The organism is Stenotrophomonas sp. GD03877 (genome assembly GCF_029840555.1).
Classification (GTDB): domain Bacteria; phylum Pseudomonadota; class Gammaproteobacteria; order Xanthomonadales; family Xanthomonadaceae; genus Stenotrophomonas; species Stenotrophomonas geniculata.
Genome location: NZ_JAOCCT010000015.1, coordinates 81,970 through 103,401, shown reverse-complemented (window position 1 = coordinate 103,401; position 21,432 = coordinate 81,970). Strand labels below are relative to the sequence as shown.

At 57.8% G+C, this 21,432-nt stretch carries 21 protein-coding genes; 6 read left to right on the top strand and 15 right to left on the bottom strand.

The genetic code is table 11. The annotated features are described in order from the left end of the window. Positions 1-120: 120 nt before the first annotated feature. A complete protein-coding gene (locus N5D20_RS13070; protein ID WP_197578505.1) occupies positions 121-1,425 on the bottom strand; it encodes a hypothetical protein in 1,305 nt (434 codons plus the stop codon). Between the two features lie 879 nt (positions 1,426-2,304). Here N5D20_RS13070 and N5D20_RS13065 point away from each other — a divergent pair. Beyond that, positions 2,305-2,526, top strand: a complete 222-nt coding sequence (locus N5D20_RS13065) for a hypothetical protein (protein WP_279915020.1) — start codon at positions 2,305-2,307, stop codon at positions 2,524-2,526. A 145-nt stretch (positions 2,527-2,671) separates the two neighbouring features. Here N5D20_RS13065 and N5D20_RS13060 read toward each other — a convergent pair whose 3' ends face one another. From N5D20_RS13060 to N5D20_RS13050, 3 genes are all read right to left on the bottom strand, one after another. Beyond that, a complete protein-coding gene (locus N5D20_RS13060; RefSeq protein WP_197578506.1) occupies positions 2,672-3,469 on the bottom strand; it encodes a MobA/MobL family protein in 798 nt (265 codons plus the stop codon). A 286-nt stretch (positions 3,470-3,755) separates the two neighbouring features. Then, a complete protein-coding gene (locus N5D20_RS13055; protein WP_197578507.1) occupies positions 3,756-3,974 on the bottom strand; it encodes a hypothetical protein in 219 nt (72 codons plus the stop codon). A 65-nt stretch (positions 3,975-4,039) separates the two neighbouring features. Next, positions 4,040-4,210 (bottom strand): hypothetical protein, encoded by a 171-nt coding sequence (locus N5D20_RS13050; RefSeq protein WP_019184226.1) that lies wholly within the window; start codon positions 4,208-4,210, stop codon positions 4,040-4,042. Between the two features lie 658 nt (positions 4,211-4,868). On the opposite strand from N5D20_RS13050, the gene N5D20_RS13045 reads away from it, so the two are divergent. From N5D20_RS13045 to N5D20_RS13030, 4 genes are all read left to right on the top strand, one after another. After that, positions 4,869-5,189, top strand: a complete 321-nt coding sequence (locus N5D20_RS13045; protein ID WP_019184228.1) for a helix-turn-helix transcriptional regulator — start codon at positions 4,869-4,871, stop codon at positions 5,187-5,189. 20 nt (positions 5,190-5,209) lie between these two features. Beyond that, positions 5,210-6,073 carry an ImmA/IrrE family metallo-endopeptidase gene (locus N5D20_RS13040; RefSeq protein WP_197578508.1) on the top strand — a complete coding sequence of 288 codons (864 nt, stop codon included), beginning with the start codon at positions 5,210-5,212 and terminating at the stop codon, positions 6,071-6,073. A gap of 57 nt (positions 6,074-6,130) precedes the next feature. Beyond that, positions 6,131-6,634 carry a hypothetical protein gene (locus tag N5D20_RS13035; protein WP_197578509.1) on the top strand — a complete coding sequence of 168 codons (504 nt, stop codon included), beginning with the start codon at positions 6,131-6,133 and terminating at the stop codon, positions 6,632-6,634. Between the two features lie 68 nt (positions 6,635-6,702). Continuing rightward, on the top strand, positions 6,703-7,680 hold the full coding sequence (locus N5D20_RS13030; RefSeq protein ID WP_197578510.1) for a hypothetical protein: 978 nt from the start codon (positions 6,703-6,705) through the stop codon (positions 7,678-7,680). A gap of 85 nt (positions 7,681-7,765) precedes the next feature. On the opposite strand, the gene N5D20_RS13025 is transcribed toward N5D20_RS13030, so the two are convergent. The 7 genes from N5D20_RS13025 to N5D20_RS12995 all read right to left on the bottom strand — a co-directional run bounded on the left by N5D20_RS13025 (position 7,766) and on the right by N5D20_RS12995 (position 14,870). Then, positions 7,766-8,059 (bottom strand): helix-turn-helix transcriptional regulator, encoded by a 294-nt coding sequence (locus tag N5D20_RS13025; protein ID WP_197578511.1) that lies wholly within the window; start codon positions 8,057-8,059, stop codon positions 7,766-7,768. A gap of 2 nt (positions 8,060-8,061) precedes the next feature. Next, a complete protein-coding gene (locus N5D20_RS13020; protein ID WP_197578512.1) occupies positions 8,062-9,369 on the bottom strand; it encodes a c-type cytochrome in 1,308 nt (435 codons plus the stop codon). A 3-nt stretch (positions 9,370-9,372) separates the two neighbouring features. Next, positions 9,373-11,148: a GMC family oxidoreductase gene (locus N5D20_RS13015; protein WP_279915019.1), complete on the bottom strand. Its 1,776-nt coding sequence runs from the start codon at positions 11,146-11,148 to the stop codon at positions 9,373-9,375. A 40-nt stretch (positions 11,149-11,188) separates the two neighbouring features. Beyond that, positions 11,189-11,911, bottom strand: coding sequence for a gluconate 2-dehydrogenase subunit 3 family protein (locus tag N5D20_RS13010; protein ID WP_197578514.1), 723 nt, complete (start codon positions 11,909-11,911; stop codon positions 11,189-11,191). Positions 11,912-12,051: 140 nt separating this feature from the next. Further along, positions 12,052-13,314: a carbohydrate porin gene (locus N5D20_RS13005; RefSeq protein WP_197578515.1), complete on the bottom strand. Its 1,263-nt coding sequence runs from the start codon at positions 13,312-13,314 to the stop codon at positions 12,052-12,054. Between the two features lie 153 nt (positions 13,315-13,467). Beyond that, positions 13,468-14,505, bottom strand: coding sequence for a LacI family DNA-binding transcriptional regulator (locus N5D20_RS13000; RefSeq protein ID WP_197578516.1), 1,038 nt, complete (start codon positions 14,503-14,505; stop codon positions 13,468-13,470). Between the two features lie 95 nt (positions 14,506-14,600). Beyond that, entirely contained in the window at positions 14,601-14,870 is a 270-nt protein-coding gene (locus N5D20_RS12995; RefSeq protein WP_197578517.1) for a hypothetical protein, read from the bottom strand. Between the two features lie 521 nt (positions 14,871-15,391). On the opposite strand from N5D20_RS12995, the gene N5D20_RS12990 reads away from it, so the two are divergent. Next, positions 15,392-16,783, top strand: a complete 1,392-nt coding sequence (locus N5D20_RS12990) for a site-specific integrase (protein WP_197578518.1) — start codon at positions 15,392-15,394, stop codon at positions 16,781-16,783. 85 nt (positions 16,784-16,868) lie between these two features. On the opposite strand, the gene N5D20_RS12985 is transcribed toward N5D20_RS12990, so the two are convergent. From N5D20_RS12985 to trkA, 4 genes are all read right to left on the bottom strand, one after another. After that, a complete protein-coding gene (locus tag N5D20_RS12985; RefSeq protein ID WP_197578519.1) occupies positions 16,869-17,900 on the bottom strand; it encodes an ankyrin repeat domain-containing protein in 1,032 nt (343 codons plus the stop codon). Between the two features lie 87 nt (positions 17,901-17,987). After that, positions 17,988-18,425 carry a BLUF domain-containing protein gene (locus N5D20_RS12980; protein ID WP_197578520.1) on the bottom strand — a complete coding sequence of 146 codons (438 nt, stop codon included), beginning with the start codon at positions 18,423-18,425 and terminating at the stop codon, positions 17,988-17,990. A 76-nt stretch (positions 18,426-18,501) separates the two neighbouring features. Next, the gene (locus N5D20_RS12975) at positions 18,502-19,908 is read right to left on the bottom strand and encodes a TrkH family potassium uptake protein (RefSeq protein ID WP_197578521.1); all 1,407 of its coding nucleotides are present in this window, start codon (positions 19,906-19,908) and stop codon (positions 18,502-18,504) included. 113 nt (positions 19,909-20,021) lie between these two features. Further along, the gene (trkA, locus tag N5D20_RS12970; protein ID WP_197578522.1) at positions 20,022-21,410 is read right to left on the bottom strand and encodes a Trk system potassium transporter TrkA; all 1,389 of its coding nucleotides are present in this window, start codon (positions 21,408-21,410) and stop codon (positions 20,022-20,024) included. Positions 21,411-21,432 lie beyond the last annotated feature (22 nt).

Here is a 21,432-nt window from a genome sequence, read left to right as displayed (position 1 = left end):
ACCTCGGCCTGCGGAACCAACTGCCAACTCTGGCAGATGCGTCCGCTGGGGAGGCAGCGGTTAGCAATATCCTAGGGCCATCTGTTTGGCGTCTGAGTCGACACGAGGGTGAAGATGACGTCAGGCAGGCTTATAGCCGACAAATCCCTCGATCTTGGCCCGCAAATCATCGTCGTTGATCCCTGGGCGATGCTCGATCACTTCGTCATAGCGGCTACGCATGACCTCGTGCATTCGGGATTTCCTTGCCACATATTCCTCATCCACGTAACCCATCGTTTCCACCGCAATCTCGCGACTTCCAGCTTTAACAACGAAATCCGGGCGGTAGGGCGTGTTGGATTCAGGCTCAATGAGGTCCACATAGGGCTTGATGATCGAGTAGGGATTTTTGCGCTCTTTCATGTCAGCTTGCCGTTCAATGAGAATGGCAAGCGTCTGGCGTTCTAAGTCTGAGTCGACGAGCAACAGGCTTTCGAAATCGTAAGCAGGATGGACATACGCCTGAACAATCTCGGCCGACTCCTTCCCGGCCACCTTGGCAACGAGGCCAATAGCCAAATAGGGTCCAATCGTTCCTGGACCGGGCAAACGAACCCGACCTTTCACTTCCCAGGAGTGTGGAGGAGCAGCTCGGTCAAAGGGATCGATCAAGTGAGTGCTTCCGCCCACATCAAGCTCTCGGTCACAAAGGCCGATGACAAACCCATGGGGCGACAGCGATCTTGGCCAGTTGGACGCGCCCTCTACCCTCCTTGCAATCTGATCAAGGCGATACAGATTGGGACCGATAAAACCAGTCGCTGCTACGGTCTTTTCTTTGTCCATCCAAAGGCCCTGCGCAGCGTCCATAAGCTTGGTTGCGTCGCGACTAATGGATCGGGAACTGGCGAGGACTCGATTCAGGCCGGCACGCTCCAACAAGGTAAAAAGAACGCGGGCCAGTCGCGGCGTCGATGTGGATTTCGATGTGCCCGTTGAACCTTTACGCTTCGGCCCACTCGCCGTCGAACCATCAGTTGATCTCAAAACCCCCAATGCGACGACGGCCTCGCGCTCGGCAAGGCTGTGACCCTGAGCTGCACCTGGGAGCCGATGAAATCGGCATGCCGCGTCATGCAAACCACGGCGGCTATTTCTCACCAATGTCAGAGGCCGGACCGCTGAGTGCTTTCGAGCGATGGAAAGTATGGGCGCCAGCGAGAGCTCATCGCCTTTACAGGTGCAAAGAAGCCAGCAGTCCTTCTTAACCAGTTCATCAAGAATAGTGTGGGCGAGGGATCCGACCTCAGCGGTTTGCTCTTGATAAACAAATGCGGCGGAAAGGACCTCCACATCGCTTGGGCTAAGACTTGCTCGGGGCAGAGGCTTTGCACCCGGCACAAAACGCGGAACTATGAGGAGTGCGATGGCTTTGGTCTGCATTCCAGCACTCTCGCAGCAACCTCCCGAGGCAGTCAAGCCGCACTACGCTAGGTCATAGACGTTGGATCGAGCCGCCCCCGACAACAACGCTGACCTCGCTATGCAATGCGTGTGCCGAAGCTATGGCGCGATCGCGCTCCAAGAAAAACTCCTCTTGCAAAATATGGCGGCGAAGGTTTGACACGAAGGCCCCAGGCTGCCGGGACGATATCTCCGAGCTGAGTCGGGCCCTCTCCATCCACCGATCAGGGTCGATCATGGCAGGGCAATGTCGTGACGAGGGCATAGGCTCATGCCAAGGCCAGCCTGCCAATTGGATAGGGCCGCCTGCAAAGCTGGCCTGTGCCGATCTCCAAGGCCAGGTCTCTTGCGAACTTGCCGATGGGGAATAAGCACCGCTAGCCAACCATGCCTCGACGTCGGCCTTCATCACAGCACCCCCATCTAGATAGGCGCGAGCGAATTTGCGGGCGGCGCGCTCATGCCAACAGATCCTCATCCACCTGAGCCACCATTGCTCCCACACCTCGGTCAGTGACGAAACCGTACTACTTCCATTGGCATACCAGAAGATGCCGCCTGATTCGTTCGTCAGCCACCAGCGATCCCTTAAGTGCTTGTCACAAGCGTCGGCGCGCGACAACAAAAGGCCTGCTCTGCGGAAATACACAACACTCGCAGCCTCATCTGCAATGATAGAACCGCTAGATTGATTGATCGTTTCCATGGCCATCCCCCAGTGGGCAACCTATCGTCAACCATAAGTATGTCAATCCACACTTCAGCAGTCCGACGGTGAACCGCGCAAGTTTTCTGTCCGTTTCATCCGTAGGTCCACGGGAGATTTGACAACATCCTGATTCCTGTTAGGAATCAGGCATGAATAGACTTCCCTGCAATCCAAATACCTCAGACTTTCCCGACTTCGAGCCAAACACAACAGAATCGCGCCGAAAACATGTGCGCTTCTGGCTCCGATGCCTAGCCGATCGCGGAGAGCAACCCGACGCCCGCATCCATGTCGCTTTAGAGCGATATGTGGAAGGCGGCTATGATCTTCATGCGCTCAGTCGAGCAGTCATCGCGCCCTACCTGCACTGACGGCTGACCAACCAGTAACAACTAGGTGCTTAACGCGGGACTGAGTGCTGGGCCCAGCCAGATGGCGCGATGACAGCGTGCTTGGTGCGCGAGGCACCAAGCAGACCACTCGTTGTCGGGACTCTTGCACGACGTTGTCGACGCCCTACGGCAGGCGCTGCGATGGTGCGTTGTTCGCTTTTTGCCATGCCGCTAGCACTGCATCGTTGTTGTTCAAGAAAACCGAATCGTCAGAACCAGACCATGCCTGAGTTACATCCTTTCTCTTCTGAGCCAGCATTGCGCTCTCGAACTCTTTGACGAGCTTCGACAACAAATGCCCCGGAGATGTGGGTCGAACCTTCGATTGCGCCGCAACTAGCGCCGCTCGCGCTGCATCTGAGGCCTGTCGAAGGTGGTCGTTGATTGATTGGGCAATGGTTGCGCGAATCCATTCGACCTGTGGCTTACCATTGATGACGCCATCGAGCTCACGCGTCTTCTGAGCGAGTCCCTGCGCATCCACTCTGCGTGTCGTTGCCAGGAGGTGGGCGTAGTAGTGGCGCGCATCCGCATTCTTAGGCGGCTCGTGCATGCTCACTTGGAGAGCGAATTGGAAGCGCAGCACGAGCTTCCGGGCCACGTCCAGTGCAAGTTCCCAGCGCTGATCGTCACTGAGCTCGTGAGGGAGTGCCAATTCAAACTCGCGAGCCACCGTGCTGTCTTTGCGCTTCTCAGCAGCCTCGACTGCGTTCCACAAATGCTGAGGATCTTCGGTCCACTCAGGCGCGCCGATGGGACTGATGCAGATGACGCGCTGGACGCCTGAACGACCTTGATAGTTGTGAACGATACCGGTCAGTGTATCGGTGAGACAGAGTGCGCCACGATAGGCAGCAGCCGCGACGGCTGAGTGTTGCTTGGCGCGACTGAACGTTTTGACGCGAGTGTGGTAAATGGCCATAGATGCTCCGTTGATTGAGCATCCAGCTATGAGGCAAATTGGCTATAGAGCAAGACGTATTTGGACGAGCTGCCCGCTCCTTTGCCGACGCCTAAAGGCCATGGGATTTGGCGCGCCTTTTCATCGTTTTCTTACGTTCAGCATGGCGACCAGCCGGGGCCAAACACCACGCACGTTCCTCAGCGAACTCGACTCGGTTGAAGAGCATCAGCCTTGGCTTCGGCTGTCGCGCTTTCGGCATGCAATAGAAAGGGCGCCGGCATAGGCCGGCACCCTGGATGACGCATCAGCTGGTATGGCACGCGTTGGCGCAGTAATAGCACCCGTTGATGCGATTCTGCGGCCAACGGGCTTTCGCGTCGGCCACAGCCTGCCCGCAAGTCAAATGAGAGCCCAGACTGATCTGATTAGCTGCCAGTGGCATGAAGGTGCATCCCGTGGTGGTGTTATGCACCTCGTGATCGCCGTTGGTCTGGGCGTTTTGGTTGATGATGAAGTTCGGCAAAGCGCTTCTCCTGAAATTGACAGCAGCTAAGTGGTCGGTGGCGCCTGAGCACCACCGACCGTTACTTACTTTTCCTTGCGCACGCCCTTGAAGGGCGTCTTGTCTGCTTTAACGTCCATGAAGCGCCCGGTGCCGGTGTCTCGCTTGACGAAATTGCCGGCCGGGGTCTGGGTTTGCGACCGGTTGCGCACCGCGCCATTGCGGTGACCGTCGCCTTTCGGTGGATTGGTAGCCATTGAAGTTCTCGACAGTTGAGGAAGAAAAGCACAAGAGGCGACTGGTCCTGACCGTTGAAGGCGGGGCAGCATCGCCGCCCCGCACATCACCTGACTACACGTCAGGAACCCAGATCGGCCAAGCTTTCAAGCCCGCAGCAGAAGCGTGGAGCTTCTTGCCGTTCTTCAAGGTAATGACTGCCCGGAAGATGAGCTTGTAGCCAGGACGAGGGGTAGCGGTCGTTGTAGACACGGCCGGTGGTCCTCTTGGTTGAGGGCGCTCATCCGACAACTTCAAGACTGGTGTATTGACACTCTTTTGCGGAGCGCTATACTTTTACGGCTGTTTACGAGGCAGCCAATCTTAAAGACCCCACCGGCTGAACGCCGTACAGGTGAGGTTTTTTGCTTCACGCAGTGATCTTCTGAACCACTGCATGTTGTGTTGGAAAAATTAGCACCCCCTATATCTTGGGCTCGACCTTCCGGTTGGGCCCTTTTGCGTTGGACTCTAGCACGACTCCTGGTTGGAATGTGAACTGAGTCACGTTTTTATAGCAATATTTTTTGTTCGGTGGAGCGAACTTTCAGGACGATCTTGCCCCATCGTTCGCTCCTGTCAAAGCTTTTGTTCGGTATAGTAGCACTTGGCGCTGTGCCGGCCTCCAAGGAACCGTCGATGTCCACCATTTTTGGCAATAAAATCAAGAACCTAAGGCGCGAAAAGGGTTTCACACTTGACTCCCTCGCTGATGCTGCTGGCATGAGTAAGAGCTATTTGTGGGAGTTGGAAAACCGAGAGTCCCCTCGCCCGTCGGTTGAGAAGCTCGCCGCCTTAGCTAAGGCGTTATCTATGGATGTGTCCTATTTCCTGGATGAGGAAGCGACAAGTCCTGAGGAGCGGCATCTCGACCAAGCGTTCTTTAGGAACTACGGCGAGCTTGACTCAACCGCCAAAGAGCAGATGCGCAGGATCATGGAAACCTTCAAGAAGTCCTAACTTTGCCAAAGGATTGGCCAATGAACGCTGATGTGCTAACTGCCTCTAAAGCTGCCTACCGTCTGACGCATTTGCTCAACGCAATGTCGGCGGCACACGGGGACCCTCGTTTTCCAGTTGACGTTGTAACATTAGCCAAGGGGGCGGCAGAGATCTTCCACTGGGATGACCCCATCACCGACGTCGAATCCGCTGACATCAAGTCTTTTGAAGGCGCACTGTTCCCGAACGACACTCGGAGCAAGTGGATGCTGCTTTACAACCAGACGCTGAAATCTGCTGGTCGCATCCGCTTCACGCAAGCTCACGAACTTGGCCACTACCTGCTGCACCGACAAGACCGCATCAACGGCTTTCAGTGCGCCACGCAAGACATGGTGAGTCTGACCGAGCAAGAGGCATCAATGGAAGCCCAGGCCAACGCCTTTGCGGCAACGCTTCTGATGCCCCTGGATGACTTCCGCCAAAGCACACAGGACGGCGCCGACTTTGAGGTGCTCGCAGACTGCGCCGATCGGTATGGCGTATCGCTAACTGCTGCTGCATTGCGCTGGATCGACCACACCGACCATTGCGCCGTGCTCATTTCTCACACCGATGGCTTCATCAACTGGTCGATCTCGAGCCGATCGGCACGGGCTGGTGGCGCGTTCTTCCGTGCGCGGCAAAGCGCAATTGCCATCGGTGAGGATACCTTGGCTGCTAACAGTCAGATCGCGCACGAACGGCTGGGTGTGGAGCTTCCCGCACGCGTGTGGTTCAAGCATGCAGAAGACGGGCTCAGCCTTAAGGAAATGAAGATCAGCGCTGACCAGTTCGACTACACCCTGACGCTTCTGGTGCTCCCCAGGCGCTCAAGGGTTTGGGCGCCTTGGCAAGACTGAGCACACTTGACAAGCCCTATTTTTGGCCTACCAAAGGATATCCAACGGAGCCCAAAAATGTTCTTTCCACGCTTGCAAGACGCCAACGATGCCATCGAGCCTTTTGGCATGAGCCTGACACGCGACGGCGACGGGGTCGTTCTTGAAGGGGATAGCACTTGGCGAGCATGGCGCGCAGGAAGCGAGTCCCCTCGGTTTGATACCTTAGGACACTTCTGGGCGGAGTGGTGCTGGTATGTCGCCTTTGCGCTTGAAAACGAACGGCAGAGATCTCGCTTTATGGACCTGTTCATGGATGCAGATCTCGCAACGCAAGTCTCATTGCTTGACGCGCTGCGCAGCTACGAAGGCCGCCCAAGAAAGGAAGGCAACTGCGTTCTTAGCTCGCTCTTAGCCGGCCCAATCATCACGACCGAATGTATCCCCTCAGATTGGTCTGAACGCTTGGTCCAGTGCATTGAAAATGAGGGAGAAGGCGCCGTTTTCGGCGGTGGGAAGCTTCTACAAGCCGTTGGCCGACGCTCGCCTGACGCACTACGAATCTATCGAGAGAGCTTGTAGCCTAAGCTGGCGACTCGCCCCTGCGTTGCGGCAATGCTATGTTCGCGTTTTCAGAATGAGAGCTCCCGATGGGTTCGAGCGATGACTTCGCGTCTAAAACGACGCCAACCGACCCCATGCACTTGGCCCTCCTTTGGACCATGCAACGCACCAAGACGATTGCAGGTGTCCAGGACTATGATGAGGAGAGCTACACCTCTACTATCCTTGGAGGAACGGCAATAGCGGCCCCATTGCTTGCCGCCTTTAATGGTCAAGCGTCGACCGGCATCGCGGACTTTCGGTTTGGAACATTTCGCAAGAACGGCGGGGCCCACTCGCCATTGAGCGAGACTGCCACAGGTGCCGATTTTTGCCTCGTCATAGGTCATGATGACGAGCGCGCAAAAGTTGCGCTCTTTCAGGCCAAGAAAATTGACACGCCAGGCCTTCTTTCCGTCCGAAGGGAGCCAGCAAGCACATCTAATGGCCATTTCCAGTTCACCATGCTATTAGCGTTCACCTGCCGGCTCATGGCCAAGGCTGGCCTTTCCGGCTATGAAGAGTTTGCCGAAGACGCGGACACACTGGGAGCAGCCGCGCGGCTAACGTCCATGTCAGAAGAGGACCTCCACATCCTCGTTGAAGCGATAAACTGGGTGCACTACATGGTCTATGAACATGGGAATGCGACCACCCTCCCGGTTAATCGGCTAGATCAGCGCTGCATTGTGAGCGAAGTCTTGAAACGCCGTCAGTATTCGCATCGGCTTAGCGAGTCACGCACCCCGTTTTTCGAAACGGTAGGTGAGGGTTTGCAGGGAGGTGACGCCGGATGGCTATTGGTTCCGAGGACGGTCATCAAGGCGTTCTTGCCTGAGCTTCTGGAAGTAGGCGCCATCGTCGTTGTCGATGATAAAGGTGGCGTAGACCTGACGCCGGATGGCCCATGCGTCAACCTCGCCGCGCCCGAACAGAGTCCCATCATCACACCCAATCCGGCCAACGCTGCCACTGTCAATGCCATGGTCAGTAAACCTCGAAACATACCTGGATATGGAGGCTGAGCAAGTTTGCGCAGCTCCGATGCCCTGGCGTTTGCACGAACGCCTCGACGCTCCAACGGCCTCGCCCCATGCATCCTCTTGGAGCTCACAGCTGAGCGCTTCTGACCAACATCGACAGTGGCAATCCCAAAGCGTCTGCCAAGCGCATCAGGGTCGAGAGCTGGCAGTCCTTCTTCCCCTGCTCAACATGCCCAAGCTGCGTGCGATGCATCCCCAACGCCTCGGCAAGTTCAATTTGTGTGAGCCCACGGCTCGTCCGTGCACGACGAATGGCATTGCCTAAGGCCCGCTGCCCAGCAATCACCGGGGCCGAACGGGAAACAGACTGACCCGGCTTCCGGCCACCACGATTGGCGCTTAATAATGCGAACGGCTCCATTGCTAGTTCGCAGGCAGCTGATCTCTTGCCGAGAGCACCGACCGGAGGCGCGCGACCTCTGCCTCGTCCACGGGCTTGGCTGCGTTGCCCCAGGAATTTCGGATGTAGTCTAGCGTCTCAGCGATCTGCCGGTCACTCATCTTCCAGGCAAAGGACGGCATGCCGGCGCCTGTTGGTTTGGCCTCCGTCGCCGCTGCGCGCCCGCCTACAAGCATGACGTGCATCAAGCTGGTCGCATCATCCGATTGCAAGGATCGGTTGCCCGCAAACGCGGCGGTCATGCCGCCCATCCCCTCCCCCCTCACGCCGTGGCAAGCCGAGCAGTTGACCTCGTAGCGCAGCGCTCCGCGCTGCATGGCAGGCGTGTCTTGCGCGATAGCTTGCGGCCGCCTCCCAGGGGAAGCAGGGAGGGTTTGCAAGTAGCGGGCAATCGAGCGAATGTCGGACTCTTCCAGATGTTGGAACGAGTGCTCTACGGCTTCGGCCATGGGGCCTGTGGCAACTGCCACCCCGTTGGAGCCGGTTTGCAAATACTCCACCACACTGTCTTCGCTTGCGCCGCCAAGGCCTGTGTGTGGGTTCGGTGTGAGGTCAGGGGCATACCAAAGTCCCAAGTTCCCGCCTTGCATATAACCCTTGCCGCTCTCAGCGCCCAACAGATTGCGCGGACTGTGGCACGCCGCACAATGAGTGCCGCCATCGACCAGATACTGCCCGCGCGTTTGCTCAATGCTCAGCCCCGGCGTTGGCGTGAAGGGGCGATTGTCAAAGAAGAGCAGGTTCCACCCGGCCATGACCAAGCGAATATTGAAGGGGAAGCCAAGCCCTGCGGTTTCTTCGATCTCATTGTGGACCGGGGCAACTGTGGACATGTAGGCCCAGAGATCGTGCATATCTTGATCGGTCAGGCGCTGGTAGGCCGTATAGGGCATTGCGGGGTAAAGAAGCCCCTTGGACCCTTGGCCATGCCGCACAGCATTGAAGAAGTCGCGCTCAGTCATACCGCCGATCCCCGTTTCGGGATCGGGTGTGATGTTGGATGACACGATGCGGCCGAAGGGCGTGTCGATGTTGTAGCCACCGGCAAACTCACCTTGCCCTGCCGAGTGGCACGCCATGCAATCGCCCGTGCGCATGACATAGGCGCCGCGTGCCACGGCAGCACGATCTGCGCCACGCACTTGGGCAAGCGTCACCGTGTCGTTGGCTACGGCCGAGCGCTTCGTGTTAAAGCGTGTCCAGGCCAGCGTGGCCAGCACAACAAGGGCAACCAGGGCAACCGCCAAGCTGATTTTCTTCCAGCGAACCATGGCTCAGGCTCCTGCCAAGGGGCGCGGGTCGCGCACGTAGTCTTGGTGGATCTTCTGGGCGGTGCGAATGGCCAGCGCACTAAGCGTGCCGGTCGGGTTGTAGCCAGCATTGGTGGGAAATGCGGAAGCGCCCACCACAAAGAGGTTGTGTGCGTCCCAGCTTTGAAGCCAGGTGTTCACAGCGGACGTCTTGGGGTCAGCCCCCATCACGGCCCCACCCACCACATGATCGGAGGCCACAATCGCAGTAGTGAATGCCTTGTCGGCAAAGTTAAACGCCGAGACATGCGACGCGCCCATCTCGCGCGCGATCTCAACGGCGCGGTCCCGGGTAAATGCTGCCATGTTGCGATCACTTTGCGCATAGTCATACGTCAAACGCAGCAAGGGCACACCGAAGCGATCTTTGTAGTTCGGATCCAAATCCAGCGAACCTAAGCGCGTTGGCATGGAGCAGCCTTGGTTAAAGATCACGCCGTAGTTCTGGTAATACTTGGCGTAGCCCTTCTTGAAGCCAGAGCCCCAACGCGGCACGCTTGGCGGCAAGTTGGCGGCCTTGGCAATGGGCGCGCCATCGCGTGAAAGCGTCAGCATGCCTGCCCCACCAATGAAGTCGAGCTTGGCGTGATCGAAGTTGTCGCCGTTGTAGTCGTCAATTTGCGATCCAAGCCCGCCCGTGCCAATGAACGGATTGATCTGCTCGTCTTCAAACCACATGTCCGTGCCGGAGATGGTCTGGAAGCTGAAATTGCGGCCAATGGTCCCCTCGCCCGTCGCTGGGTTATAGGTCTGGCCGATCTTGGAGTTGAGGAGCAAGCGCACGTTGTCGACCTGGAACGCGGTCAGGCACACGATGTCGGCCTCTTGCTCGACCTCCGTTCCGTGCTCATCCACATAGGTCACGCCCGTGACAGTCTTCCCATCGGCCGCTTTGTTTACGCGCGTCACGCAGGCCTTGGTGATGACCGAAAAGTTCGGCCGGCGCATCAGGACGGGGAAGATGCACGCCTGGGGGCTAGATTTTGAGAAGTTGCCACAGCCATAGGCCAAGCAGAAGCCGCAATAGGTGCAAGCACCCATGGTGACCCCAAGGGGGTTCACATAAGGCTGAGATATGTTGGCGCAGGGGATCGTGAAGGGATGCAAACCCATGCGGGTCGTGGCGTCGTTGAAGAGCTCCATCATCCGAAGCGTCTTGAGCTTGGGCGCGGGATAGTCGCGGCTGCGAGGCCCTTCAAACACATTGCCTTGCGCCTGGATTACGCCTTGAATGTTGCCCGCCTGACCCGACACGCCGGCGATGCGCTCCCAGCGGTCATAAAACGGTTCGAGCTCATCGTAGGTCACGCCCCAGTCTTGGAGCTGCAACTCGCCATCGTCCGCCTTGGCTTTGCCATAGCGCTCAATGGTTCGGCTACGCACTTCAAAATCCCACGGGCTAAACCGCCAAGCCATGCCCGCCCAATGGAAGCCAGCACCACCCACCCCGCCGCCCAACTCAAAGATGCCAAAGTCGCGAAGCGGCGCTGCGATCTGGTCTAAGCGATTGCGAAAGCTCACGGTGTTTTCGCGCGGTGGCGCAAAGAGCTCCTTGCGCTGTCCCCAACGCAGCTCATCGGGGTCGACCGCAGGCGGGGTGTGCGTGGACGTATCCATCCAAGGGCCACGATCAATGGCCACCACATTCAGTCCAGCCCGGGTGAGCTCTTCGGCCATCAATGAGCCGGACCAACCCAGGCCGACGATGACGACATCAGCCTTAGCGCGTTTGCTTGCCATGAGATTCTTCTTGTCGTGCGAGGAACTGCCGCTTGCGCGGTCAGTCCTTAGGAATGAGGCTGACCGGCGTCAGGTTGAGCGCTTGGCCCGTGCGGTCGGCATAGAGTCGATAGTCATAACGAGCGCCAGGGAAGCCGATCATTTTCCAGCCCACCATGTCGCGGTTTCCGCCATACATGGGATCAGCGAAATAGCTCTCCCGCACATTCATGAGCAAAAGCTCGAAGAATGCTTTGGTGTTGACCTCGCGAGACAGCTGGATCGAGCCGTCTTCCATGCCGGCCAAGATCTGGTCTTGGGTGGCTTCCGGCAGCGCAGCGAACAACGCCCCATTGGCCCGCTTGGCGTAGGTGTTAAGTGCTTGGATGCCCGTTGCGTAGCGCTCGCGTGGGGTTGCGATGAACTGGGGCTTTTGCATCAAGGCATCTTCACCCGGCGCTTTGGGCCCAGTTTTGTATTGCGTCGCGCCCTTGCCAAAAGGGCCCCAAAGCTGGGCGTCGAGGAACTCCAAGGCACCAGCTTGGCTTGCCGAAGGGCCCAAGTCATCGCTGGGGATCAGGCGATCAAAGACAGCGGCCAGCGTGGTTCGATCGGCAGGGTCGGTCAGGACGCGCCATGCTTGCCCGCTGTGCACAGGAGACGGCAAAAACGCCGGATCGAGCGCCATGTCGTGCGGGTAGGCGCTGAGCTCATCGGCAACCACTTTGGCGACCGGGGCGGCAACCACCGCACCGATGGTGAGCAAGGCTTGGCGTCGTTTCATCATCCGTTCCTGGCTAAGACTGGCCTGGTTCGAGAAGTCACGGCCAGGTTGCAAGTGGCATATTGTCGCGGCGGATCGAGCCTCAGGCCGGGAATGTTTGACGATATTTCGTCAAAGCAGATCCGGTTATGACTCGGCACTTAGAAGGACAGCTGTGTCTTTAGGCCCACAACCAGAGCGTCGGGCGTCGACGAGCGCCCGCCTGGGTGAACGACGTATTGCACCACCGGTTGCAGCACCACACCTGGATGCCAGTGATAGGCAAAGAACGCTTCGGCGGTGTATTCGATGTTGGCGCTCGACCGCTCGTCTCCACTTTCTTGCCTGGCTCGTGGATTGATCTCGGTGGCCCCAACGCCCATACCGATCTGGTCCGAAGGACGCGTTGCCCAAGGAGCGGTGTAGATGAAGATCGCATGCGCCGTGCCTACAACTGCGCTCGTGCGATGGTCGGTGCCAACGGCATCAAACTTCACTTCAAGCCCGGCCTGATCCGAACTCCTATTGCCGTGGGTGAGCTGCCGATGCACGCTCAGCCAAGCGCCATACGCTCCACTTCTCAGTGCGGGTGCCAAGCCGCTGTCGGCCCAGGCTTGGCCGTGGACGTCTTGCCACGCATCGGCGCGAGGGGCGCTGCTATACCAAGCCCCCACGGCATAGTGATGGCTTAGACCGTTAGTATTTCCGTTCCATCCAAGCTCAATCGGTGTCAGGGTTCCCACCGTGCCAGAGGGCGCCAGGCGAAGCCCGCCGCCTTGCTCATCGGTATAGCGCGGGTTGACCTGGTAGACCCCCAAGCGCACATAGCGCGCGTCATCGGGCGAGAACTCCATCACCGCGCCCCATTGGCTTGCTGGGCCATTGAGCCAGTAGTCGCCAACAATCATCGCAGGCTGACTGCCGCAAAACGTCAAGTTCATGGCCATGCAATCGAGCGTGTTGAAGTCCTCCCCCACGCCCATGCGACCGACCTTGAGCTTCATACCGGCACTTGCCCAGCGCTTACTCACCCAGAGGCTTCCCAAGCGCCAAATCGATCCGCGTCCAAACACTTCTTGGCTATGGAGCTGCTGGCCCAACCCAGCGCGGGTATTGAGGTTATCTCCATCTCGCAACGACAGAGCAACCTGAGCCTTAGTATCGGGCCAACCCCAAAGCCTGTCCAAGTCGAGCTGCGCACCCAAACCCAGTTGTCCGGCATGAGCAAAGCTGTGCTTCGCTCCTCCACTGAGATTGGCGGCATCCTCAGAGGTGTAGTTAATATCAACCGTCACACCCTGGGCTTGCAGCGCCTGTCGAGCCGGGGTCGACGTGGTGAGCGTAGCGGCGGCAGCAAGGTCGGGGCAAAGTGACAACAGGGCCAGCAACGGCAACCCCAGCGTCCAGCAAACAGGCAGTTTCATCAGACGGATCCAGACAAGAACGCAGCGCGGCCAGACACAAGCCGCTCCGGGGCATGCCCCTGCTGCACGAAAGCGGGGAGCCTAGATCAAAGTCAGGAGGACGCGTGTTTGACCGTGACGATTTATCGCCAAAGCCAAGCGCTACTGGGCCTATCAGGCTTGATCGATGCTATTTTCGGGGGTCTCAATGCGAAAGCGTGTGGGCCCTACCGAGACGCTTTCGACCTCTCCGCACGCGTGCAAGAGGCGTTGCAAGGCCGCCAAGACCTGAGCATCGGGATCTTGATCAATCACAAGATCAATGTGGCCTTGACCCATCAACAAGCGATGCTCGGCCGTAGCCTCGTGGGTCAGCCACACGGGTCGCTCAATCGAGCGCGCTGCACCCAGCGCGGAGACGATCCCAGCGGAGGCGACCCCGGTGTTGTAAAGCGCCACGACCGGCCCCTCCTTTCGCAGCGCCGTGCGCATATGGGCCCGGGCGCGTTCGGGGTCGTCACCGTGTTCGACCGGGGCATCGACAGTGAGCTGAGGATGTCGCGCGGCGAGAACGGAGGTAAACCCTTCTACTCGCTCAATATGGGCAAGCCAAGCCATGGAGGTGACCATCAGGACCACGCGGCCAGGTGCCCTGGCTAGCCCACCAAGGAGATAGCCTGCGGTCGCGCCGGCCATGCGATTGTCGATGCCGGTGTAGTGGCTTCCAGCTAATCCGCTGATGTCACTGGTGAGAGTCACCACTTCCACGCCCGACTGCTGCTGAGCCAAAAGCGCAGCGCGCATGGAGTCAGTATCTGCCGCCGCCACAATCAAACCGTGTCGTGGGTAGGGCGGATGATGGATGAAGGCGAGCATGTCTGCCTCGCGATCAGGCGTCCAGTAATGCCGATGCACCACGACGCGTGTTCCCAGGAGCTCAGCATGCCGTTGCACGGCCGCATCCAGGCTTTGGTAGTAAGCATTGTCGCGCTCGTAGCCAAGCACCACATCAAAGCGCAACAGCCCATGGGTCGAGCTTGGGAGAATGCGAGGCACACCGAGCTGTTTGGCTGCTTCAATAACGCGCCGGCGCGCGGCGTCCGAGACACTTCCCCGCTGGTTCAAGACCCGATCCACCGTGCTCGCGCTCACTCCTGCCGCAACGGCGATCTCAGAAAAGCGAGCAGTCTTCTTCCGGCGAAGGGGGGCCATGACGTGAGCATCAATTGAGCTCGCTTATTCTAACTTGCTTAACGCTCCTCGGGCCGCAATAGCCTAAGGAGCGCGCTTGCCTGGTGAGAGCAAACTCAGAGCGCGTGGACGCTCTGCACATCTGCCCAGGAGACGTCGAGGTGTTCCCCCTTCTCCTGAACACTGAAACCGCGCTGACGGAGCATTTCGGCAGCGGCCGCCATCTGCACAGCAGTGAATTTCGGCTTCAAGCCAACGGTTGCGCCTGATTTGCCGATCGTTGCGCTTGCGCGAATGACGTCCACATACTCTTCCCAAAGCTCCTCAGAGCTCCCTACCGCGCTTTGCTGCAATGCACGCGCCTCATCGGCCGTAATGTCACTCATGACACTTCCTTGTTAGCCGGAGTCATTTCCGGCAAGAGCATCATACCGTCAAAATATGACAGCAGCTCCTTCTATTTGGATACGCAATCCAGACGGGCGAGACGCCGTCAACGCTCGTTATTCTCTATTTCCACTTTTCGGTCAGCACGCACTGAATGGATCCAGCCGGCCGGGCTATAGAACGCCTAAAGGCCATCTTTAGATATTAACGGCATCGCGCCCAACACGACTCATTTATCTTGCGTTCATATTATATTCCATTTATCTTTGGCACATATACATAACTAAACACTATGGCAAGTTCTTTTATAACACTGCATAGATAAACTCTAGAGGCTATACGCCCCAAATGTTCTACGGCAATTCTTAGCAATAATATTCTTTAAAAATTTACTTCGATTGCAAGGCGATTTCTCAACGCCCGGGCATCAACCATCCACGATAAAATAGTTAAGAATTGCCAATTGACAGAAAATGTTTATCTCTTATCAACAGTCTACCTTCATAAATATGGATTGTAGATGCCCTCTGATTTACCCCACTTCAACCCCGAAACACCGCTCAGCGCCAACGACTCACTTCAAATCAGCAGCATCAAACTTGGCAAGCTCGAACTGAGAGACGTCGTCGTCAACAGTCGCCAGGCTGGCATCCAGCTTTACGAGATCTTGCAGCTTACGATCCAGCAGCTAGAGAACTCTCGACGCCGTCGCAACAGCACGCGCTTTCCAGACACGCTTCCAATCGCGAGCCCTGCGCGGCGGCTCGCAGACGAAGTTGCAGACTACTTGGCTGACATGACGCGCCGCGCGTTGCAAGACACAACGACCAAAGCGGCTGCGCGCTCGTTGAAGATCTTACAGATGACGTGTGGCGACATCCCGGTCTCGATGATTGACCATCGCCATATCCACCAAATGTGGAACTTGCTGCGCTCATCGCCTCCGAACTTAACCAATGATCCTAAGCTTCGAAGCATGACAGTTGACGCGCTGATTGCTCTGGGCAGAAAAACGAACGCCCCTGCCCCCGCCGTGGCGACTTTAGAGCTTCATCGTCGAATGCTCACGACCTTTTTTCAAGCGCTGGTCAACACTAAAGCCATCCCTCACTCGCCCATGGCCGCGTTCCGCCCGGTCAAGGCAAGTCTTTTAGAAAGCAGCAAGAGTGCGGAGCGGCTGCTGAGCCCCGCAGACCTGCAGAAGATCTTCAATCCAGACACCTTCGGAGCTTGGGCATCCAAGTTCCCACATCGCTGGTGGGCGACGATGATTGGGTTGTATACGGGCGCGCGGGTCAATGAAGTCGCACAGCTTAAAGTTGCCGACATCATCCAAGACCAGGGCACCTGGTGCATTGCCATTCGGATGACCAAAGATGCCGATCTTGCCAAGAGCGACGGGCAGCAAACCCGGCAGCGCCTCAAAGGGAAGAGTGCGATCCGCATGATACCGGTGCACCCCACCCTTCTAAAAGCTGGGCTCCTGGACTTCGTTGCCGACATCCGAGCGTGCGGGCACCCCAGACTCTTCCCGCAGCTTTCGGCAGGCGTGAACAAAGCAACGGGCAAGTCCAACGCAAGATACAGCCAGGCGCTCGTCATCCAGCTCAGCAACTATCTTAAGGACCTTGGCTTCCCCAAAGGCGTCGGCTTTCATGGCTTCCGCCACACGCTTGCGACGGAGTTAGAAGCCGCCGGCGTCAATGAAGAGGACATTGCTCTCATAACGGGCCACTCGATCTCCAAGAAAGTTCCAGTTCTACACAGCAACTACATTCATCGATCGCCGCAGCTGGTGCGCGAGCGTCAAATCGCGGCACTGGCAAAATACAACCCGCCCGTAGTGCTCCCGGTGTATCAACGCGGGCAGTTCAAAGAAAAGCTCGGGAAAGCGGCGAAGATGTATCCGTGACTGCGAAAAGAGTGCTCCGCTTCAATCCTGCCTCGGCCCCCAGCCGCAATCGCAAGCTGAATACTCGGACAGCACGACGATCCTTCTAAAGTCGCGGAATATTGGAACGCGACCCTATTGGCAGCTGGGTCTGCTTGTTCAAGGCCTCACGATCCTGCTGTGCAGTCGCCTCAGCCGCAAGCTCGTCCAATAGCGCGTGGTGCTCGGGACTGAACAGCCTCGCCCTGACTTCATCCAAGTTTGCATGGTGAAAGAGAACTCGGGCTGTCTCTCGCTGCGCGTGACCGACTGCTCCGACCAACGCAGCATTACACGCCCTTTGACCTACGGTCGGTGCCAGCAACTCCGCGATCTCTCGGTAGCCCTTGCTAGCTGCATCGTAGATCGCCTTCTCGCCGAAACGGCGCGGGCGTCCGAGCTGATCAATTGCACCCAAGATAAGCTCAACGACCTCAAATTGACCTTTACTTGCCGCAAGGTCAAAAGCAGCTGCATACGTGTGCGCGGCATCTGGCAGCTTAGCTTTAAGCATGAGTTTGACGACCTCTGTTGCCCCGTGCCCAGCCGCCGCCGGAAATATCTGAGTCGCACAAATGATCGATGACGACACCGGAAGCAGCAGTTTGACCACACGAAGATGGCCCCCGTGAGCAGCCTGAGCAAGAGCTCGACTGTCCTTGTCGTAAGGATCGCTGTGCGGAATTAGCAGCTTCACCACGTCAGCGTGCCCGCAGGCGCTTGCCTCGTATAGTGCAGCGGAGTGATCCGCTAGTGCGTCACTAACGGGCAACAATAGCTCCACGACATCTTTGCGCCCCGCCCGAGCTGCACACACCAGCGCCATCGAGTCTTTGGCCCTCGGTTCAGTCAGTGGAACAAGCTTACGAACAACATTGAGTAGCCCCTCCTCGGCCGCCAACGCCAAGGCAAAAACTCTGTCCTTGGAGGACAACATGGGAACCAACGCTTCGATGACCGCCTCACGCTTGGCATTGATGGCGTCGTGAACCACTTCCCATGCCAAGCGCGCACTGTCGGCAGACTCACAAACAATCTTTGTGATGGCGACCACATCGGCCGTCTCGATATCACCAATCAGATCGCGGCTCACAGTCACGAAGTAATCCCAAAAAAAACCAGCTTAATGCAAGCCCTTCGCTCGTCAAGTAGCTGAAGTCCTACGGCAAGCGCGTGGCACCAATCCCTAGCCGTCTAGTTTCGTGAGCCATCGTGGAGACGAAAAGGACGTCACGGTTTGTTCAAGAAGATGCAGTGCTCTTGCAGTCCGGCCCCTTCTCCGGAAAAGAAAGCCACTTAGCTTAAGGGCCTGAGCCATGGCCTCTGGCGTCACAGTCAAGCAAACGAGGCGGGGCTCAGGAAAACGGCGATAAGACGTAAGACCACGGTCAATAATCGTGGTATCTCGATGGAAGCTTGCTCGAACCAGTCTTCGATAGATTACGTCCAAGCCTGACTTCGGACCTTCTAGATACTGCAAGAAAATTTCACCATCAAAGACCACGGTGCCCGTAACACCCCACCCTGCATTCGCCCGCTCCGCCTCTTTCCAAAGCTCGGGAAAGTTCTTGCTTTCTAGCCCCGGCGCGACAAGGCTCGTGAAGATCAAATACGAGTGCGGCATTGGTCGAGCTGCGTGTGGGGAGAAAAGGGCTTTCGGCACGGGGAAACTAAGCATCCGCACATGCACGAACTATACGTCATCCCCGCCAGAAGCGAGGCAGGAAGATGATCAACACCGTGAAGAGCTCGAGTCTCCCCAGCAGCATCGCGAACGACAGCACCCATTTGGCTGCGCTTGGCAGCGAAGCGAACGTCCCTGCTGGCCCAATGGTCTCCCCTAATCCCGGCCCTACGTTGGACAGCGCCGTGGCCGCGCCGCTGGCGCTGGTTAGGAAGTCCAACCCTAGCCCAAGCAGCACGACCGTAATGACGGCATAGCAGACCAAAAACACCGTTAGAAACGCCACCACTGAGCCGATCACCTCGTCGGAGAGCGGCTTGCCGTCGTAGGACCGAGGAAAGACCCCATTGGGATAAAGCAGGCGTAGGAAGTGGACGCGAAGCATCACTGCCATGACCTCGAAGCGAAAGATCTTGATGCCCCCGCTCGTGGAGCCTGTGCACCCGCCAACAAACGTCAACAGGAAAAACACCCCTACGACGGCCGCTCCCCACTGGCCATAGTCCGTTACGGCATAGCCTGTGGTGGTGACCACGGAAACCACACTGAAAGCCGCGAATCGATAAGCCTGCTCAAATCCATATTGGCCGGATGCAGCCAACCACGTTCCAATCCCACCCACCGACACTGCCAGAAGCCCCAGCAGAGATTTGACCTGGCGATCAAAGAACGCCCTCCGGTCCCCAGCCAAGAACCGCACATACAAGACGAAGGGCAAGGTCCCTGACAGCATGAAGAGCGTGGCAAGCCACTGGATCCCGTTGTCTTGCCATCGACCGAACGATTGATCTGAGGTCGAATATCCGCCCGTCGCAATCGAGGTGAGCGCATGCACGATGGCATCAAAGGGGTTCATGCCTGCCAGCCAATAGGCCAGGCCGGCCACAACCGTCAGACCAATGTAGGCATACCCGATCGTCGAGGCGATCTGCCGAACCCGGGGCATGGCCTTTTGCGAGCGATCTGAGGACTCCGTGCGAAACAGCTGCATGCCGCCCACGCCGAGCGCGGGTAAGATGGCAATGGCAGTCGCGATAATGCCGATGCCACCCATCCATTGAAGCAGCCCTCGCCAAAGCAACAAGCCTGGGGGCGCGGTATCAAGACCCGTCATGACCGTGGCGCCGGTCGTTGTAATGCCGGAGATCGCTTCAAAAAATGCGTTGGCAAGATGTCCGCGAAGCTGCGGGTGTTCCGAGAAGAGAAACGGCAGCGCACTCACGGCGGACACGGCAGCCCAGCTCAGTGGCGTCAGGGCGAAGGCCTGCCTCAATGTCAGGCCCGACTTGCCCCACTTCCCGCGAGAGCGCCAATAGCCCCAGCTCAGCGCACTGCCACAGGCGGCTGAAACCAAAGAGGCCATCCCAAACGCCAACCAATCCCGGTTGTCGTAATAGAGATCCGCAACCATGGGCAGCAGCATGAAGGCAGCTGTTGCCAACAGGACTTGCCCAACGATCGCCGCAACCAGACGAAAGCCATTGTGCGGTATTGACGTCTGACCTGGTGCCCAACGCATCCCGCTACTGTTGGCTTTCAAAACGACCGCCCGCCCGCTCCGCCAAGAAGCTTCTCTGCAACATCGATCTCGCCATATGCCACGACCAGCACGACCCTGTCACCCGCATTTATCCGGGTCTCGGCTGTCATATCAAGTGGGTGGTCTTCTCGAATGACGGCACCAACTTTAATGCCTTCCGGCAGACCAAGCGCGCCGATGGTGTGCGTTAAAAGTGGCGAACTTCCGGCACCAATCGTGGCTTCAATAACTTCACCAAAGTCCTCGCGCAACGTCTGCAAACCGACAATGGCCCCTCGACGGACGTGCCGCAGCACGGTCGAGACCGTCACCGCGCTTGGACTGACGACTGCGTTGATGCCCATTCCGGGAAGAAGTGTGGCGTAGGTGCTCTTGTTGACTAGTGTCACGGCCTGGCGGCAGCCCAATTTTCGCGCCAAGAGCGAGCAGAAGATGTTGGACTCATCGTCGTTGGTTACGGCAACCAGAGTTTCCTTTTGATCGACCCGAGCCTCTTCAAGCACTGACCGATCCAGGGCATCGCCATGGAGCACAACAACATCGCCACCAAGTGTTTCCGCCGCGTAGCGTGCCCGATCCCGATCCCGTTCAATGACCGTCATCCGCGCCTTCGGAAGCAAGGCGCGGATGTTTCGAACCAGGTGCATGCCCACATTGCCGGCACCTGCGATCACAAGTTCGGCAACGGGGCGCTCGCGGTGCCCGAAAAGCGCCATCGTCGCCTTGCGCCGCTCTGATCGCGCGAGTATGTAAAGTTCGTCCGCCAGCTCAGCGCGATCCTGCGGCGTGGGAATGAACGTAATGCCCTTGCGGGTTATGGCAAGGACCCTGATGTGCTCAAACTTGCCGTTTGACTCAAGGTCACAGATGCGCTCACCCATCGCCGGACAATCTGGATCCGTCACACCGATTCCGATCACTTCCAACTGTCCGCGAGCCAAGGGGAGGATCGTAAAGGCACCTGGCGTGCGAAGCCGCCTCGTAATTCCCTCGGCAACCTCAGCCTCCGGGGAAATGATCACATCAATGGGCAGATGCTCAGCCGCAAACAGGCCGTTTGCATCGCGCGCGGTGTATCCCACATGGCGAAGACGGGCGATTCGGCGCTTTACTTTAAAAAGCGAGTAGGCGACTTGGCAGGCGACCATATTGACTTCATCCGAACGCGTCACAGCGATCAGCATGTCAGCATCCATCGCGCCAGCTTCCCGGAGCGTATCCGGGTAAGAGGCATGTCCGACGACCCCGCGAATGTCGTGGCTTTCATCCGCCCGCCTGATCAGCTCGGCATCGGTGTCAATGATCGTAATCGCCACACCTTCCGAGGCCAGCTGGCGCGCAATCGTCATCCCCACCTGGCCCGCGCCACACACAATAATCTTCATGGATAGAGGGCTGACAGGACAG

Coding starts and splice junctions, on each gene's coding strand:
- N5D20_RS13070 (WP_197578505.1), bottom strand. CDS start 1,425: ATGCAGACCAAAGCCATCGCACTCCTCATAGTTCCGCGTTTTGTGCCG.
- N5D20_RS13065 (WP_279915020.1), top strand. CDS start 2,305: ATGAATAGACTTCCCTGCAATCCAAATACCTCAGACTTTCCCGACTTC.
- N5D20_RS13060 (WP_197578506.1), bottom strand. CDS start 3,469: ATGGCCATTTACCACACTCGCGTCAAAACGTTCAGTCGCGCCAAGCAA.
- N5D20_RS13050 (WP_019184226.1), bottom strand. CDS start 4,210: ATGGCTACCAATCCACCGAAAGGCGACGGTCACCGCAATGGCGCGGTG.
- N5D20_RS13045 (WP_019184228.1), top strand. CDS start 4,869: ATGTCCACCATTTTTGGCAATAAAATCAAGAACCTAAGGCGCGAAAAG.
- N5D20_RS13040 (WP_197578508.1), top strand. CDS start 5,210: ATGAACGCTGATGTGCTAACTGCCTCTAAAGCTGCCTACCGTCTGACG.
- N5D20_RS13035 (WP_197578509.1), top strand. CDS start 6,131: ATGTTCTTTCCACGCTTGCAAGACGCCAACGATGCCATCGAGCCTTTT.
- N5D20_RS13030 (WP_197578510.1), top strand. CDS start 6,703: ATGGGTTCGAGCGATGACTTCGCGTCTAAAACGACGCCAACCGACCCC.
- N5D20_RS13025 (WP_197578511.1), bottom strand. CDS start 8,059: ATGGAGCCGTTCGCATTATTAAGCGCCAATCGTGGTGGCCGGAAGCCG.
- N5D20_RS13020 (WP_197578512.1), bottom strand. CDS start 9,369: ATGGTTCGCTGGAAGAAAATCAGCTTGGCGGTTGCCCTGGTTGCCCTT.
- N5D20_RS13015 (WP_279915019.1), bottom strand. CDS start 11,148: ATGGCAAGCAAACGCGCTAAGGCTGATGTCGTCATCGTCGGCCTGGGT.
- N5D20_RS13010 (WP_197578514.1), bottom strand. CDS start 11,911: ATGAAACGACGCCAAGCCTTGCTCACCATCGGTGCGGTGGTTGCCGCC.
- N5D20_RS13005 (WP_197578515.1), bottom strand. CDS start 13,314: ATGAAACTGCCTGTTTGCTGGACGCTGGGGTTGCCGTTGCTGGCCCTG.
- N5D20_RS13000 (WP_197578516.1), bottom strand. CDS start 14,505: ATGGCCCCCCTTCGCCGGAAGAAGACTGCTCGCTTTTCTGAGATCGCC.
- N5D20_RS12995 (WP_197578517.1), bottom strand. CDS start 14,870: ATGAGTGACATTACGGCCGATGAGGCGCGTGCATTGCAGCAAAGCGCG.
- N5D20_RS12990 (WP_197578518.1), top strand. CDS start 15,392: ATGCCCTCTGATTTACCCCACTTCAACCCCGAAACACCGCTCAGCGCC.
- N5D20_RS12980 (WP_197578520.1), bottom strand. CDS start 18,425: ATGCCGCACTCGTATTTGATCTTCACGAGCCTTGTCGCGCCGGGGCTA.
- N5D20_RS12975 (WP_197578521.1), bottom strand. CDS start 19,908: ATGCTGCTGCCCATGGTTGCGGATCTCTATTACGACAACCGGGATTGG.
- trkA (WP_197578522.1), bottom strand. CDS start 21,410: ATGAAGATTATTGTGTGTGGCGCGGGCCAGGTGGGGATGACGATTGCG.